This window comes from Halopenitus persicus (genome assembly GCF_900107205.1).
Taxonomy (GTDB): Archaea; Halobacteriota; Halobacteria; order Halobacteriales; family Haloferacaceae; genus Halopenitus; species Halopenitus persicus.
Window position 1 is genome coordinate 118,519 of sequence record NZ_FNPC01000008.1, and the last position, 16,430, is coordinate 134,948.

The following is a 16,430-nucleotide window of genomic DNA, read 5'->3' on the forward strand; positions in this document are numbered from 1 at the left end:
GATCCGGAGTGAGGAAGCCGGGGAGGCCCGGGAAGCTGGGAGGACCCGGAAAGCTGGGAGGACCCGGAAAGCTGAGAGGACCCAGGAATCAGGATCGGATCGAAACCCAGTATCGAGCACGGACGAGTCCGCTTCCGGTTCCTCGTCGGGCGGCGGTTCCGCCGAGGGGCCCCCGCCGGAGCCGGGAACGACCGCGGCCGCCGAACGGGGACGACGACGTGATCGTGGACGACCGTCGGAAGATCGGGGGATAATCCGGCGATTTCTGACGGCACGGGAGGGGCCGATGGTGTGGATCCGGGACGTCGTCACGAGCGTCGTGATCGTCCTCGCGATCGGGGCGCTGCTGTTCGCCGTCAGCGGCGTCTGGCCGCCGATGGTTGCCGTCGAGTCGGGCAGCATGGATCCGAACATGGAGAAGGGCGATCTGATCGTCGTCACCGAGCCGGGTCGGTTGGCGCCGGACGCGGCCACGAACGACGTCGGGATCGTGACCCGTGAGGTCGCCGAACGGGAGGGCTATCGGTCCTTCGACGCCCCCGGATCGGTGATCGTGTACACCTTCCCCGGTCGAGTCGGGTCGCCGATCATTCACAGAGCGATGTTTCACGTCGAGGCGGGCGAGAACTGGGTCGATCGGGCCAACCCGCAGTATCTGAACGCCGAGACCTGTGCGGACGTCCAGAACTGTCCGGCGCCCCATTCCGGGTTCATCACGAAAGGGGACAACAACGGTCGTTACGACCAGGCGAGCGGCATCGCGCCGCCGGTGAAACCCGAGTGGGTGACCGGCGTCGCACGCGTTCGGATCCCGTATCTCGGGTGGATCCGGCTGGTCGCCACCGGGCAGGCCACGACGGACGAGTTCATCGAGGCGGTGACCTCGGGAACGCTGGGAGCGGGCGGAATACCGGGTCTGCCAGGAGCGATGGGCGGTCCGAGCACGATGGCGATCGTGGGATCCGCCGCCGTCGGAGTCGCGGCAGTCCGGCGATCGCGAGGATGAGCAACGGAGCGAGTCGAAGAATAGGTGATGGAAACGAGTCGAAGCGGCGGTCGAGAGCGGCCGGAGCCTAGTTGTCGAACCGCGCCTGGACGAACGGTTGGGCGTTCTCGATGTCGCCGAGTCGGGAATCCGACAGGAGGACGGCCTCGGTCTCGTCGATGGGCACGGAGAGGCTCATCTCCTTGGTCCGACCGTATCGGCCCTTCGAGACGACGACCGCGTTGACGATCCCGAGCATATCGAGCTCGGAGATGAGGTCGGTGACCCGACGCTGGGTGAGCACGTCGGCGTCGATCTCCTCACAGAGGCGCTTGTAGATGTTGAACACCTCACCGGTGTTGATGTTGTGGACGCCGTTCTGCTCGAGGAGGATGATCGAAAAGAGGACGATCTTGCTCTGGGTGGGGAGCGTGCGGACGACCTCGACGACGCGGTCGAGTTCGATCTTGTCCTGTGCCTGCCGGACGTGCTCCTCGCCGATCACCTCCGCCTGGGACCGTTCGGCGAGCTCGCCCGCGGTCCGCAACAGGTCGAGCGCGCGGCGGGCGTCCCCGTGTTCCTGCGCCGCGAAGGCCGCACACAGGGGGATCACGTCCTCGGTGAGCGCGTCGGGTTTAAACGCGACGTCGGCACGGTGTTGGAGGATGTCCCGGAGCTGGTTGGCGTCGTACGGCGGGAAGACGATCTCCTCCTCGCCGAGGCTCGATTTGACGCGTGGATCGAGGAAGTCGGTGAACTTCAGGTCGTTCGAGATGCCCATGATGGAGATCCGCGAGTTGTCGAGCTCGGAGTTCATCCGCGAGAGGTTATACAGCGTGTCGTCGCCCGACTTCTCGACGAGCTTGTCGATCTCGTCGAGCATGATCACGGCCACGCGTTCGTGGTAGTCCACCGCGTCGAAGAACGTGGAGTAGACGCGGTCGGTCGGCCAGCCCGTCATCGGGACCTCCTCCATCGTCTCGGCGTCGTCGCGAAGCTCCTCGATCCGGGCGTCGATCGCGTCGGGATCGTCGAAGGGCGTGTTCGTGAGGGGCGCGTCGTCGACCTCGTGGGAGGCGTTCTCGACTTCGGGGGGCGCGTTCTCGACTTCGGGGGGCGCGTTCTCGACTTCGGGGGACGCGTCCTCAACCCGGGATCGAAGCGTCTCGAGTTCGTCGATCCGGTCGGCGATCACCTCCTGGTTCTGCTGGATGAACTTGTTCGCGAGCTGCGCGAGCACGCGATACTGGGTATCGGTGACCTCACAGTTGATGTACTCGACCTCGCAGGGGACGTCGTACTTCTTGGAGGTCGACTCGAGTTCGTTGGAGACGAACTTCGCGGAGGCCGTCTTGCCGGTACCGGTCTTTCCGTAGATGAGGATGTTCGAGGGCGTGTCGCCGCGGAGCGCGGAGACGAGGATCGTCGCCATCCGGTTGATTTGGTCGGTTCGATGGGGGAGTTCGTGGGGCGTGTAGGAGGGTCGCAGGACCTCCTTGTTCTCGAAGATGGGTTCGCCGGAGAGAAGGTCGTCGAACAAGCCCTGGCTTTCGTCCTCGTCGTCCGCATCGCCCTGGAAGACGACGCCGTCCAGATCGACGTCGGTCGACGACCGATCCCGGCTGGGTGAGTGGTCGACCGCAACGTCCACGTCGGCGTCGACGCCCGTATCGAGGTCCGCATCGACATCAGTCGTCGTCTCGGCATCAGCCGTCGTCTCGGCATCAGTCGTCTCGGCGTCGGCTGTGGTTCGTGCCGAGCCGGTGGACGACGAGTTCGCTTCGGATCGATTCGAACCGGACGGCACCGTTTCCGGTGGAGACGCCTTCGTTCCCGGATCCGCGGATTGATCGTGATCTCGATCGTTGTCCATCATCCCGGATCGAGATTCCTTCGTGCCGCCAGTCGTACCGGTGCCGCCAGTCGTTTCGGCGTCGTCCGATTCCCGGGCATCGGATTCGACGACGGCATCGACGGACGTTGCGTCGTTGGATCCCGCGTCCGCGCCGTCGGATCCCGGATCGTCACTTGCCGGATCTGCGGCATTCGCCGGGTCCGTCCCGTCCGGGGACGGATCGTTTCGTCTCGAAGTCTCGGCGTCGGTCGTCTCGGATTCGTGTTCCGATGTCGTGTGTTCGGTTCCCATCGATAACCCCTCTGTTTCAGGTGGAGAACTCCGAGATGGCGCGTAGATACCGCCGTTCAGCGGCGGATGGAGGCGTATTCCTCGAGGAAGCCACAACGGAGCGTCCAGATGATGCAATCGAAACAGATGTCCACATACGATAAAAGCGTTGCCCTCTCCAGTTGAAAGGATGGTGTGATAACTGATGCTATTGAACGCGGTGAACACGCCCGAACGGGCAGCTCCAGCGGAAACGGAGGGGTTCGGGAAGGGACGGAGGAGCTCGGGAGGAGACGAAGGGGTCTGGAGCGGAAACGAAGGGGTGGTCGATGAAAACGAAGGGATGGTCGATGAGCTGGAGCGGCGCGAGCGGGGACCGAACGGGGGACGGATGACGCGTAGCGAGCGGAATCTCACCCGGTGCGATACCCGGTCGTGGGAACGATCCCGAGTGAGGTGGATAACAGCAACGTGCGATGAATCACTACGAGATCGTATGCCGTGGGGATCGTTAACTTACATCAAATGCTGTTTACGTCCATTCGCATATTGTCCACGATCCATCGTTCACCTTACCGCGATCCATCGTTCATCCTACCGGCTAGTCGGTAGGACGAACCTTTCTCTCATTAGCCGGTCGATCTCGTCCGTCCGTGTTTGACGATTTTCCCCCTCCCCCACCCCTTCGTTTCGTGTGGAGACCGTGGTTGATGCCCTCCGCGGAACGGGAACGGGACGGATCAGTTAATAAGAAACCTCTGAATACAGTTATTTTATATTAATATAGTTGTGAATTATTTTTCTGTACTGGAATACGGGTCCGTTTTGTGAGTATTATATATAAAACCACCGCTATTACAAACACCCCTCCCCCACCCCTCCCACACCGAGTTCCACACGAAACGAAGGGGTGGGGGGGGGTTCCGTCAACGGTCTCCCATCAGTAACCGTCCGACGGTCGTTCGTCTCGTGAACTGGTATAACTGGTATTCTCGTGAACTGGTATTCTCGTGAACTGGTATCGGGGAATGCGTCCAATGGGTGGCATTCGTCCTCCGGATGAACCGGTCCATCCACCTGAACTGCTTCCTACTCCGGACTGTTTCCCTGCCCTGAACTGCGTCTCGTCCCCCTGAACTGCTTCCCGTCCTTTTGACACGAACCGTCCTCCGTCCTCCGATTGTCGAGAGTCCGCAAGAGGGAGTCGTTGCCGCGTCTGACGCAGTTCTTAAGTGAGAGCGGCGTGGAACGTGCGGTATACTCCCCGCGCCGCCGCAGGGACGGAGGACAGGATGGGACTGCTCACGAATCTCAAAGACAGTATCTCGAAGGTCTCTGACCGGCTGTTCGCGGACGAGGAGCCGAAGCGGATCGGCATCTACGGTCCGCCGAACGCCGGCAAGACGACGCTCGCGAACCGCATTGCCCGTGATTGGACCGGCGACGCCGTCGGCCCCGAAAGCCACGTTCCACACGAAACGCGCCGGGCTCGCCGCAAGGAGGGCGTCGAGATCGAGCGCAACGGGCGAACGGTCACGATCGACATCGTCGACACGCCGGGCGTCACGACCAAGGTCGACTACAAGGAGTTCCTCGACCACGATATGGAGAAGGACGACGCCGTCCGCCGGTCGCGCGAGGCGACCGAGGGCGTCGCGGAGGCGATGCACTGGCTCCGCGAGGACGTCGACGGCGTCATCTACGTGCTCGATTCCACGACCGACCCGTTCACCCAGGTGAACACGATGCTCATCGGCATCATCGAGTCCCAGGATCTCCCCGTTCTCATCCTCGCGAACAAGACCGACCTCCCGGAATCGAACATCCAGCGCGTCGCCAACGCCTTCCCGCAACACGAGACCATCCCCCTCTCGGCGCTCGAGGGCGACAATATGGATGAAGTCTACGACAAGATCGCGGAGTACTTCGGATAATGCCCGAAGCAACGTCCAACGTCGACGGCGGCGACGGTATCGGTGACGACCCCGACGGCATCGGGGACGATCCCGGCGACGACGGCTCCGGCAACGACTCCGGGGGCAACGACGACGGGAACGGCGTCCGGATCGACCTGATAAGCGGCGCCCGGATGGAAGGGCTGACTGGGATGGAGAAGATCCGGCTCATCCTCGACGGCGTCCGCGACGGCAACATCGTCATCCTCGAGGAGGGACTCTCCCCCGACGAGGAGTCGAAGCTCATCGAGGTGACGATGACCGAGATCAACCCCGACGAGTTCAGCGGCATCGAGATCGAGACGTACCCGAAATCCGACGCGGGCGACCAGACCCTCCTCGACCGGCTGATGGGCCGGGAGTCCGCACAGAAGCTGACCGTCATCGGTCCGGCCAACCAACTCCAGACCCTTCACAAGGACGAGACGCTCATCAGCGCGCTCGTCTCCCGCAAGTAGATGCCCCATCAGTGCACGGCGTGCGGCCACGTCTTTCCCGACGGATCCAAGGAAATGCTCTCGGGCTGTCCCGACTGCGGCGGCAACAAGTTCCAGTTCAAACCCGGCTCGGTCGAGGAAGCGTCGGCCGAGGACACGGGCCGATCCGCGGGCGGGCCGGCGGACCGCGATGCCACGAGCGGCGACGTCACGATCGAGGCCGACCGCGACACGCCCCCCGAACCGGACCACGACCCCGCGCCCGGAACCGGCCGTGACGCCGAGGTCACGGTGGCAACCGATCCGTCATCCACCGATGCGTCACCCACCGATGCGTCACCCACCGATGCGTCACCCACCGATGCGTCCGCCGCCGATCCGGACGCGGCCGCCTCGACTGACGCACCCCCGTCGAACGCGGCCGAGGACGATGCGCAGGCGAGCGCGCGATCCGAGGTCGTCAGCTCCGACGAGCTCTCGGTCACGAGCAATCCCGATGCCGCCGCCCCCTCGTCTCGCGAGGACGCGTCGACGCCATCCCGCGCATCCGAGGCGGCCGAGGACGCCGATGTCGGTACCGACCCTGACGCCGCCGACGCGACTGATCACCCCGACACACGGACGGACACGGACGACGACCGGGCCGGGCTGGACGCGCTTCGCGAGGAGCTCAACGACCAGTTCGAGAGCATCAGGATCGTCAGCCCGGGACAGTACGAGCTCAATCTGATGGAGCTGTACGACCGGCAGGAGTACATCATCTCGTTACAGGAGGACGGCCGCTACGTCATCGAGATGCCCGGCGATTGGGGTCCCGACGAGGACTGACGGCGATCGGGGTCCCGACGAGGACTGACGGCGATCGGGGTCCCGACGAGGACTGACGGCGATCGGGGTCCCGACGAGGACTGACCGCGAACTGGCCTGGTCCCGTCACTCGAGCGAGACCGTTCCCGCGGGCTCCCGGAAGTCCGGATCGTAGATCGTCAGCGACCGCGCACGCCACTCGATCCGGTCGATCTCCGACTCCGCGAGCGCCTCCGCCCGATCGACCGGCCCGCCGCGCGCGAGCGTGACGTGTGGCACGTACGCCTCGCCCTCGATCCCGGGGACCGGATCGAAGGCGCGACACAGTCGACGATGCAACCGATCGAGGTCGTCGCTCTCCACGCGCAGGTACACCACGGGACCGGGCCCCCGAGCCGGCTCCTCGAAGTAGTCGATCCCGGTGATCGACAGGTCCAGCGGATCGGTGCCCGCGATCACCGGCCGCAGTCGCTCGCGAAGCCGCGTGACGGCGCGGTCCCGGCGTCGCCCGCGGTCGGGATCCCCGCCGTAACCGCCACCCCCGCCATCGAGACCGCCACCGACGTCCTCGAGGTCGCCGCTGCCGAACCGCTTGCAGACGAGCGTGTGTCGCTCGCGGACCCGGTCGAACGCGACCAGGTCCGGATGGCGGTCGTTCGCGAGTCGGTCGACGGCGGGCGGGAGCGGAACGTTGAGGCTGAACATCGGGTCTTGCGGCCGATCAGAGGTTGTCGGTCAACCACAGGACGATCACGACGATGATGACGATCCCGATGATCGTCGGGAGCGCCCGCAACACCGCGAACGTGAGGTTCACCAGCTGCCCGAGCACCTCGAGCACGAGCCAGACGATCACGAGCCCGAGGATCACCTTCAGCAGGTCCTCGACGTCGACCGATCCTCTGGCTTCGAGTTCCCGATCCATACCGGGAACTCGACGCCGAGCGACAAAAAGGTCTCCACGGGAGGATCCGACCCTTCCCATACCTCTTGGCTCAAAAACACGTTCTGGCGCCGTGAGAAACCGATATACGCCGGGGGGACACAATCGATCAGTATGACTCGCTCGCGGACCGTGCGGACCCGATTCGGCGCCATCGCGCTCGCGGTCGTCGTCGGCATCGTCGTCCTCGGCGTGACGTTCCTCGCGGCACCCGGGATCGTCGGCCCCGACGGTGCTCCCGACGTCACCAACGGCTCCGATTCGATCGCCGTGAACGGCTCCGATTCGACCGCTGCGCCGTCCGCCGACGGCACCGGTACCGGCGGGGGCGGAGGAGCCGGGTCCGTCGCCGCCCAGGCGGTCGACGCCGACAAGGTAGCGATCCGGATCGACCTCAACGAGTCCGGCGCCGCGAGGTGGCGCCTCGAGTACCGCGTTCGGCTGGACACCGACGAGCGCGAGGCGGCCTTCGAGAACCTCAGCGCCGACGTCGCCGCGAACGAGTCGGCCTACGCCGGCCGGTTCACGACGCGAATGGAGACGACGGTCGCCGCGGCCGCGAACGCCACCGGTCGGTCGATGTCGGTCGACGACGTCGCGGTCGAGACGGACCGCCGGGAGCTCCCGGAGTCGTACGGCGTCCTCCGGTATACCTTCGAGTGGAACGGGTTCGCGACCGTCTCCGAGGACCGGATCGTCGCCGGCGACGCAATCGCCGGCCTCTTTCTGGATTCGGGCCACCGCCTCACGATCGCCTGGCCCGACGGCTACGAGGTCGACGCCGTCCGCCCGACGCCCGACGAGACCGGCCCGGCCTCGGCCACGTGGGTCGGCCCCGCCGAGTTCGCCGGCGACGAGCCCCGGATCGTTCTCGTTCCGGCCGCACCCTACGGCATCGGCGGAACCGCCCTGGCCGGGGTCCTCGTGATCCTCCTCGTCGTCGTCCTCCTGGCGATCCTCGCGTACCGCCGCCGGGATCGCCTCGTCGGAACGCTCACCGCCGATCGAGCGTCCGCGGCCGATGGCGAATCGGCGTCCGACGACGGGTCGCCCGATGCGCCGATGCCGGCTGACGACGGGACGACCGCTGGCGGGACGGAGACGACTTCCGACCACGATTCGACCGCCGATTCGGCCGCCGGTTCGACCGCCGATTCAGCTACGGATACCGGCCCGAACGAATCCCCGCCGGAGGAGCTGTTGAGCAACGAGGAGCGCGTCCTCCGGCTCCTTCGGGAGAACGGGGGTCGGATGAAACAACAGGACGTCGTCGATGCCCTCGGCTGGTCCGACGCCCGGACGAGCCAGGTCGTCTCGGGGCTCCGGGAGGCGGGAGACCTCGACAGCTTCCGGCTCGGCCGCGAGAACGTGCTTCGGCTGCCGGAGGCTGACGCGGTCGATCCCGGGGCGACTGACGAGTCCGGACCGGTCGACTCCGAGACGACCGATTCCGAATCGTCGACCGACGACTCGAATAACGGCTAACGACGCTGCCGGGATCCGCCGACTCGGACTGATCGTCTTGCGCGAACCGCCTCGCGTCAACCGTCTTCGGTGACGAGTTCCCGTCCCCGTCGCTCGGCCACCGTCGACGAGCACCGTGGCTCCCCGGTTTCGTGTCTCCGTTGGTCGTCCTCCGGGCGTGTTCAGAAAACCGTCGGCGGTGCGTGACGCGACCGACCGGTCACTCGTCGTTGAGCTCCTTGAACTGGTTCAGAAGGTCCTCGGTGGACTCGCCCGACTCGTAGGTGATCGACCCCCGGTATTCGTTCCGCTCGTCGTCGAATCCCGCGTCAACGACGCCCGTCTTCTGCTCGCGACGCTCGTGCTCGTCCTCGTCATAGGCACCCATTGACATGCTACGTCCCTTCTATGAAACATCTATACATATATGTAACGGTCGTTCACCCCTCGCAGCCGGGTCGGATTCCGGTGCGGGCGACGCCCCGGGAGGCGACGATCGACGTTTCGTTCGTGATCGTCGGCGATCCCTTCTTTGGTCGTCGGCGATCCCTTCGTCCGCCGACCGCATTGCCGGCGCCGACCACGGCGTCGCGTCGCCCACACCGGAACGCATTACCGTCGCTGCGACCTATCTCGGCCGTGGCACGACCGCTTCGCTTTCGGCGCTCTCCTCGGTCCTGGAGCGAGGGGGCCGTTCGAGGCGAGATCGAACGACCGCTCGACGACAACCTCGGCGCGACCGCTCGCGATCCCTGGTTCGCGCCGCCGGCGGACTACGAGGCCCGACGGTTCGAGATGGACGACGGCTCGATCGCTCTCTTCTGCTGGACCGACGACGACGCCGACCCGCCGGACGGCGTGAGTCCGGGGCCGGTCGGCTATTGGATCGGCAACACTGAGACGCCGAGCGCCCTCTGGAAGACCGACAAGTACGGGTTCGACGAGGTTCCGTATCCGGTTCGTCGGTGGACCGAACGGGAGCTGCTCGCCGGACTCACCGACGAGGAGCCGTGGCTGGAGGCGTACCCCCACATCGCGTGGTTCTTTCTGCCCGTCCTCTGCTCGAAGGACGGCGCCGACTCGACCCGGGCGTTCTTCCGCGACCACGCAGCCGGCTTTCCCGACGCCGACCGGGAGACGGCGCTGTCGTTTCTCGAAGACGTTCTCCGGCGCGGCACCCTCGATCCGTATCGCTCGGTGATGGCCGGCAAGCTGGGGACCTCCCCGCACGTCGATCTCGTCCGGATGCAGGCGGCCATCGCCGAGTACGTCGCCGCTGACGTCCTGGTCCGCGCCGGCTACGAGGTCACCCCCGAGATCGAGGTGACCACCGGCCACTCGCTGGATTACCGCGCCGCGGATCCGGACACCGGCGAGGCCTTCCTCGTCGAGGTCACCCGCCCCCAGCCCGTGTCGGGCCGGGTTGCGGGTACCCCGATCGCCGCCGTTCGCGACACCGTCGAGACCAAGACCGACGGCCAGCTCGAGGCCCACGGCGGCGGCGCGACGCTGTTCGTCGACTGCTCGTCGTTTCCCGACGACGACTGGCGAGCGGTGCTCGCGGAACGCCCCGAGGTCGACCACCGACCCGCCGTCGTCTATCGCGCCCGCCCCGGCGGCGGGATCGAGGGCTATCGACTCGGGTCGGTTCCGGTCGACGTCGGCGACGTCATCGATCTGACAGCCTGACGGCTGGTTTGATTGCGGCTGGTTTGCCGAAGTTCGTTTGGCTGCGGCTGGTTTGGTTGCGGCGGGTTTCCTCCCGATCAGCTTCGTCGACCGGCGCGTCAAAACGGAGGCCGAGCCGCTACGCGGCTTTTAAAAGGATATCTGCGTCGGACCGGTCTCCCCGATCGCGTCGGGGTCGCGGTCGGAGTAGAAGCGTCGGCCGACGCCTCGGTGGCAGACTCCGGTGCGGATCGCGTCGTAGACGTCCTCGGGACGCTCGAAAGTCTCCTCGCCGAGCCGGGAGAGCACGTCCTCGAGGCGCTCGGACCCGTCCGCAAGCTCCACGTGCGCGTTCCCGTGCGCCGTGATGATGTCCTGTGTGGTCGCCGGATACTGGTGCCGCTCGAGGCGTTCGTCGATGCCGTTCAATCGCATCACTACCCCGTATCAGCCGGAGGTTCTTAATGATTGTCCATTCGGATCTTAAATCGATCGGGTTTTCCTTAGTGGTCCTTTATGACACGGGAGGCCGGTCGCCGTCCCCGCGTTTCTTCCCCCGTCGGTCCCTTCGACGACCCGATGGCATCCCCCAACGGTACCGGCGTTGACGTCGATGACGCCGGCGGAAGCGACCGCCGGATCGTCGCCGACCTCCACGTGCACACGACCGCCTCCGACGGGAGCCTCACGCCGGCGGCGATCCCCGCCATCGCCGACGAGGCGGGCCTCGAGTGGGTCGCGGTCACCGACCACGACCGGATCCATCCCGACCTCTCCGCCCCGGTGGTCGAACGCGACGGCGTCCGGATCGTCCGCGGGATCGAGCTCCGCGTCGAGGCCTCCACGGGACGCTACGACCTGCTCGGCTACGCGGTCGAGCGCACCGACGCGCTCGTCGCCGAGACGGACCGCCTCCAGGCCGACCGGATGGACCGCGGCCGGCGCATCATCGAGCGCGTCGAGGACCGGACCGGGGTCGAGCTGGACCTCGAGCCGCATCCCGGGATCGGCCGCCCTCACATCGCGCGGGCGATCGCGGACTCGCCGGCGCCGTACGACTACGACGACGCCTTCGCCGAGCTGATCGGCGCCGGCTGCCCCTGTTACGTTCCCCGCGACATAACCCCGATCGGTCGGGGGATCGACCTGCTCCGGGAGGCCTGCGCGGTCGTCGGGGTTGCCCACCCGTTCCGCTACGACGACCCGGATGCCGCGCTCGAGGTCGCCCGCGATCTCGACGCGGTCGAGCGCTGGTACCCCTACGGATTCGAGGCTGATCTCGAGCGGATCGACCGCCTCGCGGCCGACGCGGACCTCCTTCGCACCGGCGGGAGCGACGCACACGACCGCGCCCTCGGAACGACCGGACTCACCGCCACGGCGTTCGACCCGATCCGGCGGGCGCTCCCGGACCCGGAGTGACCGTCGGGGCTGATCGACCGTCAGGACCGATCGACCCCCGATCGACTGACCGGTTCGCGACCCCGAACCGTGAGAATCGACCGCACGGAAAGCTACGCTTAACCGCTTCCGCACCGAAGATCGGGTATGTACTGCCACTACTGTGACCGCGAGGCGGCCTTCGAAGCGGAGTCGGACGGCGTCACCGTCGGGCTCTGTGAGGACCACTTTCGTGAGCGCGTGCAGGAACTGGCCGACTCCGACGAGCTCCAGGCCCTCAAGGAGCGCGTCGACGTCGAAGGACCCGACTAGTCCGCTCCCTTTTCGTACCGGTTCCGACCGCCGGTTCGGTACCGGTTCCCGTCGTCGGCGTCGAACGAACCCTACAAGGCCTCCGATGGCCAATCCGGCGTATGGAATTGACGGACCGTCCCCGCCGGCTCCGGACCGACGGCGTTCGGTCGCTCGTTCGGGAGACGTCGCTGTCCGCCGCCGACCTGATCGCGCCGGTGTTCGTCGACGCCACGGCCACCGAGCGCGTGCCGATCGACTCGATGCCCGGCCACGAGCGCGTGCCGGTCGCCGAGGCGGCCGACCGCGTGTCGGAGATCCGCGAGACCGGCGTGGAGGCGGTCATGCTCTTCGGCATCCCCGAGTCGAAGGACCCGACCGGGAGTCGCGCGTACGCCGCTGACGGCGTGATCCAGCGGGCCACCCGTCGGATCACGGCCGAGACCGACGCCTACGTCATCGGCGACGTCTGTCTGTGCGAGTACACCGACCACGGCCACTGCGGCGTGCTCGAGCCCGACGCGGCCGAGAACCCGACGCTCACCGTGCGCAACGACGAGACGCTCGACCTGCTCGCACGGACCGCGGTCGCCCAGGCCGAGGCCGGCGCCGATATGGTCGCGCCCTCCTCGATGACCGACGGAATGGTCGCCGCGATCCGGGAGGCGCTCGACGACGCCGGCTTCGATCACGTCCCGATCCTGAGCTACGCCGCGAAGTACGAATCCGCCTTCTACGGCCCCTTCCGCGAGGCGGCCGACGGGGCGCCCGCCTTCGGCGACCGCCGGCACTACCAGATGGACCCCGCGAACCGTCGGGAGGCGCGCCGCGAGGCGGCTCTCGACGTCGAGGAGGGCGCGGACGTGCTGATGGTCAAGCCCGCGCTTCCGTACCTCGACGTCGTGGGCGACCTCCGGCGGGAGTTCGACCGGCCGATCGCCGCCTACAACGTCTCCGGCGAGTACGCGATGTTGCACGCCGCCGCCGAGAAGGGCTGGCTCGACCTCGAATCGGTCGCGATCGAGTCGCTGCAGTCGATCAAGCGCGCCGGCGCCGACCTGATCGTCACCTACTTCGCCGAGGACGTCGCCGAGCACTTATAAGCGCCGCCCCGTACCCGCTTGCGGCGCACCGTCGTTTAGACGACCTGTTCGCCGTCGTCGTCGTACACAGCGATCGCGTCGACCGGACAGACGCGGGCCGCGAACTCGGCCTCGAACTCCTCGCCCTCGGGGACGGTCAGCTCGTAGACGTCGCGGTCGTCCCCGTCCGCTCCGTCCTCCGCGTCCGCTCCGTCCTCCGCGTCCGCTCCATCCCCGTCCTCGACCGGCTCGCCGCCGACCAGGTCCGCCTTCCCGGCGTCCACGTTTCGCTCGAACCGGTCCCACTCCTCGACGCACTGATACATTCCGATGCAGGTGTCGCGATCGAAGACGACCTTCATAGCGTGTCGTTCGCGGGTGGGGACCATATCGATGACGGCGCTGACCGTCGATCGCTTATAAACCCACGCGGCAGACCCGATCCGACTTATAAATGGCTGCCTGCGGGGCGCCCCAACCTGCTCCGCGCGTCGGTAGACGCAAGACCCTCGAGGTGCTACCGGAGCTATGGAGCCCGACGTCACCGCGGAACGACCCGACAGCCCGTTTCACACGGTCGGTACCGACCACATCACCGTCATCGGCAGCAACGTCGCGGACACGATCGAGTACTACCGTGACCTGCTCGGGATGTCCCTCGTGCTGCGCCAGCCCAACCTCGACCAGCCGGAGGTGACCCACCTCTTCTTCGACACCGGCGACGGCCGGATCCTCACCTTCTTCGTCACCGACGACCGCCCCTCGAACCCGAACCCGCAGCGGACCGGGCTCGGGCAGGTCCACCACCTCGCGTTCACGATCGAGGCCGAGCGCCTCGAGGAGATCAAGGCGGCGCTGAACGACGCCGGCTACGGCTACAACGAGTTCGACCGCGGCGCGTTCCACTCGCTGTACACCCGCGACCACAACGGCCTCACCATCGAGCTCGCGGTCGACAAGTACGAGATCCCCGGCGACCGCCGCGGCGAGGTGCTCGCGCGCGCCCAGCAGGCCCGCGTCGAGGCCGGCGCGGAGTACGTCGACGACGAACACATGGAGGAGGCCATCGAGGCGCTCGGGATGGAGGTCGTCCGCAACGAGACCCCCGACGCCGACAGCGGCGTCGGCGGCGTGGAGTAGTCGCGTTCGCGTCCACCTCGCCTCCCACACCTCGCCTCCCACACCTCGCCTTCCACACCTCGCCTCCCACATTTCGCTTCCCGCATTTCGCCTCCCGGTCGTCGACGCCGGACGGAAACGCTTACTCGCCGGGGGTGCGGATCCGGAGTCGATGGATACCGACTCGAACGCGGACGCGACCGCGGCCGACCCGGCCGGCTTCTTCGACCGGCTCGCCGACCGGATCGCGGCGGTCGACAGCGTCGTCTCCGTCGGCCTCGATCCGGACCCGAACCGGATCCCGGAATTCCTGGCCGACGCGGACCTGCCCCGCTGGGCGTTCAACCGGCGGATCATCGACGCGACCCACGAGCACGCGGCCTGTTACAAGCCGAACGCCGCCTTCTACGAGGACGCCGACGGCTGGCGCGCGCTGCGCGAGACCATCGCGTACGCGCACGGGAAGGACGTCCCCGTCCTGCTCGACGCCAAACGTGCCGACATCGGGAACACGACGCGGCGGTACGCGAGCGCGCTCGACGACGCGGACGGGCTGGGCGCGGACGCGATCACGGTCAACCCGTATATGGGCCGCGACTCCCTCCAGCCGTTCCTCGACCGGGCGGCGAAGGGCGTCTTCGTCCTCTGTCGGACGTCGAACCCCGGCGGGAGCGACCTCCAGGACCTCGAGCTCGCCTCGGGCGAGCCGGTCTACGAGCGGGTCGCCGCCCTCGCGGACCTGTGGAACGACCACGGCAACGTGGGCCTCGTCGTCGGCGCGACGGCGCCGGAGGAACTCGAGACGCTCCGGGAGTCGGTCCCCGACCTGCCGTTCCTCGTTCCCGGCGTCGGGGCCCAGGGCGGCGACGCCGAGGCCGCGGTCGAGCACGGTCTCGCCGCCCGTCCGGGTCACGACGTCGACGTCGGGCTCGTCAACTCCTCGCGCGGGATCATCTTCGCGGGCGAGGACGCCGTCGTCGGGGCGGGCGCCCGTGACGACGGGGAGGCGGCGTACTTCCGGGCCGCCGGCGAGGCGGCCAAGCGACTGAAACGCCGGCTGAACGCCCACCGGTGACCGCGATGCGCCAGTTCGTCGTCGTCGCCCACGAACTCGACCCCGCCGCGGACGTCTCGCTCGAGGACCTCCCGGGGACCGGCCGGCTCGACCTGCTGTGTCGGTGCGTGGGCGCGGCGGTGTTCCTCTCCCACGGCATCCGGGAGTCGGTTCGGGTGCATCTCGTCGTCGACGACGCCTACACGGTCCGGTTCGACGCGGACCGCCTGCGGCACCTCCACCCCGACGAGCGGAACGTCGCCGCCCGGATCCGGGACGCCCTCGCGGCCCGCGAGGACGCGATCGGCCACCAGCCCGCCGACGTCTCGCCGGGCGTCGAGATCTACCGAATGGGCTTCTCGGAGACGGTCGACCGCCTCGCCCGCGAAGGGGCCGTCGTCCAGCTGCACGAGGACGGCACGCCGCTTGCCGCGGAGACCCCGCCGGCAGACCCCGTTTTCGTCCTCTCCGACCACCGCGATTTCACCGCGGACGAGCGCGGGACGCTCGCGGACGTCGCCGAGCGCCGGGTTCGGCTGGGCCCGAAAACGCTGCACGCCGACCACGCGATCACGGTCGCGCACAACTGGCTCGATACGGACGGCTATGCCTCCTACTGACCCCGAGGCCGACGATTCCGCTGCCGCGACCGACGCCGCTGCCGCGACCGACGCCGCTGCCGCGACCGACTCCGGAACCGACGCCGACGTCGACGCCAACGCCGGCGCCGGCGAGGATCGCTTCGACGTCCCCGTCCGTGGCGTCGACGTCGACCCCGAGACGCGGTGTGCCCACTACCGGAGCGACGTCGACGTCGTGGCCTTCCGGTTCGCGTGCTGTGACGCGTACTTCCCTTGTTTCCGGTGTCACGCCGAGACGACCGCCCACGACGCGGTCCCCTGGCCTCGCGACCGGTTCGACGAGCCGGCGGTGCTGTGTGGCGCCTGCGGCGAGACGCTGGCGCCGACCGCATATCTCGCGGCCGACGACGCCTGCCCCGCCTGCGGGGCCGCGTTCAACCCGGGCTGCCGGGCGCATCACGATCGATACTTCGAGGCTTGAGCCGTCCGACCTCGGGGTCACACGCGGCTGGAGCACC

At 67.4% G+C, this 16,430-nt stretch carries 18 protein-coding genes and 1 pseudogene; 13 read left to right on the top strand and 6 right to left on the bottom strand.

All coding sequences use genetic code 11. The features are described 5' to 3' along the window. Positions 1 to 376 precede the first annotated feature (376 nt). Positions 377 to 1,006, top strand: a pseudogene (locus tag BLV25_RS18255) (S26 family signal peptidase); the annotation flags it as partial. A gap of 67 nt (positions 1,007 to 1,073) precedes the next feature. Here BLV25_RS18255 and BLV25_RS13075 read toward each other — a convergent pair. Then, positions 1,074 to 2,858 carry a Cdc6/Cdc18 family protein gene (locus BLV25_RS13075; RefSeq protein WP_394327129.1) on the bottom strand — a complete coding sequence of 595 codons (1,785 nt, stop codon included), beginning with the start codon at positions 2,856 to 2,858 and terminating at the stop codon, positions 1,074 to 1,076. 1,544 nt (positions 2,859 to 4,402) lie between these two features. Here BLV25_RS13075 and BLV25_RS13080 point away from each other — a divergent pair. The 3 genes from BLV25_RS13080 (at position 4,403) to BLV25_RS13090 (ending at position 6,330) form a co-directional block, all read left to right on the top strand. Next, positions 4,403 to 5,044 (top strand): Era-like GTP-binding protein, encoded by a 642-nt coding sequence (locus BLV25_RS13080; RefSeq protein WP_021074659.1) that lies wholly within the window; start codon positions 4,403 to 4,405, stop codon positions 5,042 to 5,044. 155 nt (positions 5,045 to 5,199) lie between these two features. After that, the gene (locus BLV25_RS13085) at positions 5,200 to 5,523 is read left to right on the top strand and encodes a DUF2073 domain-containing protein (RefSeq protein ID WP_394327130.1); all 324 of its coding nucleotides are present in this window, start codon (positions 5,200 to 5,202) and stop codon (positions 5,521 to 5,523) included. After that, positions 5,524 to 6,330 carry an OapC/ArvC family zinc-ribbon domain-containing protein gene (locus tag BLV25_RS13090; RefSeq protein WP_092734049.1) on the top strand — a complete coding sequence of 269 codons (807 nt, stop codon included), beginning with the start codon at positions 5,524 to 5,526 and terminating at the stop codon, positions 6,328 to 6,330. It abuts the gene before it with no gap. 105 nt (positions 6,331 to 6,435) lie between these two features. On the opposite strand, the gene BLV25_RS13095 is transcribed toward BLV25_RS13090, so the two are convergent. Continuing rightward, positions 6,436 to 7,014, bottom strand: coding sequence for a 2'-5' RNA ligase family protein (locus BLV25_RS13095; protein ID WP_021074656.1), 579 nt, complete (start codon positions 7,012 to 7,014; stop codon positions 6,436 to 6,438). A 16-nt stretch (positions 7,015 to 7,030) separates the two neighbouring features. Next, complete coding sequence (locus BLV25_RS13100) at positions 7,031 to 7,234, bottom strand: DUF7554 family protein (protein ID WP_021074655.1); 204 nt, start codon at positions 7,232 to 7,234, stop codon at positions 7,031 to 7,033. A gap of 132 nt (positions 7,235 to 7,366) precedes the next feature. Between BLV25_RS13100 and BLV25_RS13105 the strand changes: the two genes are divergently transcribed. Then, on the top strand, positions 7,367 to 8,737 hold the full coding sequence (locus tag BLV25_RS13105) for a helix-turn-helix transcriptional regulator (protein WP_092734052.1): 1,371 nt from the start codon (positions 7,367 to 7,369) through the stop codon (positions 8,735 to 8,737). Between the two features lie 199 nt (positions 8,738 to 8,936). Here BLV25_RS13105 and BLV25_RS17495 read toward each other — a convergent pair whose 3' ends face one another. After that, positions 8,937 to 9,110, bottom strand: coding sequence for a DUF5786 family protein (locus BLV25_RS17495; RefSeq protein ID WP_394327127.1), 174 nt, complete (start codon positions 9,108 to 9,110; stop codon positions 8,937 to 8,939). Between the two features lie 245 nt (positions 9,111 to 9,355). Between BLV25_RS17495 and BLV25_RS13110 the strand changes: the two genes are divergently transcribed. Continuing rightward, positions 9,356 to 10,405, top strand: coding sequence for a DUF5784 family protein (locus BLV25_RS13110; RefSeq protein WP_092734055.1), 1,050 nt, complete (start codon positions 9,356 to 9,358; stop codon positions 10,403 to 10,405). Between the two features lie 129 nt (positions 10,406 to 10,534). Here BLV25_RS13110 and BLV25_RS13115 read toward each other — a convergent pair whose 3' ends face one another. Beyond that, complete coding sequence (locus BLV25_RS13115) at positions 10,535 to 10,819, bottom strand: DUF5789 family protein (RefSeq protein WP_021074650.1); 285 nt, start codon at positions 10,817 to 10,819, stop codon at positions 10,535 to 10,537. A 144-nt stretch (positions 10,820 to 10,963) separates the two neighbouring features. Between BLV25_RS13115 and BLV25_RS13120 the strand changes: the two genes are divergently transcribed. The 3 genes from BLV25_RS13120 to hemB all read left to right on the top strand — a co-directional run bounded on the left by BLV25_RS13120 (position 10,964) and on the right by hemB (position 13,179). Next, positions 10,964 to 11,806 carry a PHP domain-containing protein gene (locus BLV25_RS13120; protein WP_021074649.1) on the top strand — a complete coding sequence of 281 codons (843 nt, stop codon included), beginning with the start codon at positions 10,964 to 10,966 and terminating at the stop codon, positions 11,804 to 11,806. Between the two features lie 126 nt (positions 11,807 to 11,932). Beyond that, positions 11,933 to 12,097: a DUF6757 family protein gene (locus BLV25_RS17500; protein ID WP_021074648.1), complete on the top strand. Its 165-nt coding sequence runs from the start codon at positions 11,933 to 11,935 to the stop codon at positions 12,095 to 12,097. A gap of 101 nt (positions 12,098 to 12,198) precedes the next feature. Continuing rightward, entirely contained in the window at positions 12,199 to 13,179 is a 981-nt protein-coding gene (gene hemB / locus BLV25_RS13125) for a porphobilinogen synthase (RefSeq protein WP_021074647.1), read from the top strand. Positions 13,180 to 13,214: 35 nt separating this feature from the next. Here hemB and BLV25_RS13130 read toward each other — a convergent pair whose 3' ends face one another. After that, positions 13,215 to 13,520, bottom strand: coding sequence for a ferredoxin (locus BLV25_RS13130; RefSeq protein ID WP_092734058.1), 306 nt, complete (start codon positions 13,518 to 13,520; stop codon positions 13,215 to 13,217). Between the two features lie 166 nt (positions 13,521 to 13,686). Here BLV25_RS13130 and BLV25_RS13135 point away from each other — a divergent pair, with 166 nt between their 5' ends. The 4 genes from BLV25_RS13135 (at position 13,687) to BLV25_RS13150 (ending at position 16,393) form a co-directional block, all read left to right on the top strand. After that, positions 13,687 to 14,298 (top strand): VOC family protein, encoded by a 612-nt coding sequence (locus tag BLV25_RS13135; RefSeq protein WP_092734061.1) that lies wholly within the window; start codon positions 13,687 to 13,689, stop codon positions 14,296 to 14,298. A 151-nt stretch (positions 14,299 to 14,449) separates the two neighbouring features. After that, positions 14,450 to 15,352: an orotidine-5'-phosphate decarboxylase gene (gene pyrF, locus BLV25_RS13140; protein WP_092734064.1), complete on the top strand. Its 903-nt coding sequence runs from the start codon at positions 14,450 to 14,452 to the stop codon at positions 15,350 to 15,352. A 5-nt stretch (positions 15,353 to 15,357) separates the two neighbouring features. After that, a complete protein-coding gene (gene trmY / locus BLV25_RS13145; RefSeq protein WP_021074643.1) occupies positions 15,358 to 15,951 on the top strand; it encodes a tRNA (pseudouridine(54)-N(1))-methyltransferase TrmY in 594 nt (197 codons plus the stop codon). After that, a complete protein-coding gene (locus BLV25_RS13150) occupies positions 15,938 to 16,393 on the top strand; it encodes a CHY zinc finger protein (protein WP_092734067.1) in 456 nt (151 codons plus the stop codon). Before trmY ends, BLV25_RS13150 begins: the two co-directional genes overlap by 14 nt. Positions 16,394 to 16,430: the final 37 nt, after the last annotated feature.